This window comes from Serratia sp. ME47 (assembly GCF_903970925.1).
Taxonomy (GTDB): Bacteria; Pseudomonadota; Gammaproteobacteria; order Enterobacterales; family Enterobacteriaceae; genus Serratia; species Serratia ureilytica.
In genome coordinates this window covers 1-527 of record NZ_CAJCKE010000065.1, presented here as the reverse complement: position 1 = coordinate 527, position 527 = coordinate 1, and the positions used below count along the sequence as shown (strand labels likewise).

The window sequence follows — 527 nt, the reverse complement described above, 5'->3', positions numbered from 1 at the left end:
GAACCGAAACGATACGCCACCAGATAGGTGAGGTATTGGGCTGACCACTCATGAGGTAGGATCCTTCACCGCTTCCAGAATTTAAGGAATCGGGCGAGTGGTCAGCCTAATACGCCGGCATTAACCGGCGATGATAAAACCGACTGCTGACCAGAACGCGACGCAGATGACAACCACGCCCAGCCAGACTTTTTCGTTGAATGTCATGATTGCCTCAGTGCGCCCCGTAGGGCGCGGTGGGTGTTAGGCGTTGATATATTCGACGCTGTCAATGTGGATGTGGCGCAAGGCTAGCTGCATCACGTAGCCCTTCTCAGGGCACCACCACCAACCCCGAATTGCGCCGTAGTGTTCCGGCAAAAACTCGACTTCCGCCAAATCTGCTTCTCGAACGGCGCCTCCGGTCGTTGTGATTTTTACCTTCATCATGTAACCCTCTGCTGTTAGTTGGCGCACTGGTGCTTTTTGCTGAATACGCGCTGAGCCTGGATTGCTTTGCCTGCATCCGGTGTGCGGTAGAAAACCTC

The 527-nt window shown here is 54.3% G+C and carries 1 protein-coding gene; it reads right to left on the bottom strand.

All coding sequences use genetic code 11. The annotated features are described in order from the left end of the window. Nucleotides 1–243: 243 nt before the first annotated feature. On the bottom strand, nt 244–527 hold a 284-nt coding region (locus tag H7A77_RS25435), incomplete at its 5' end, for a hypothetical protein (protein ID WP_220457889.1).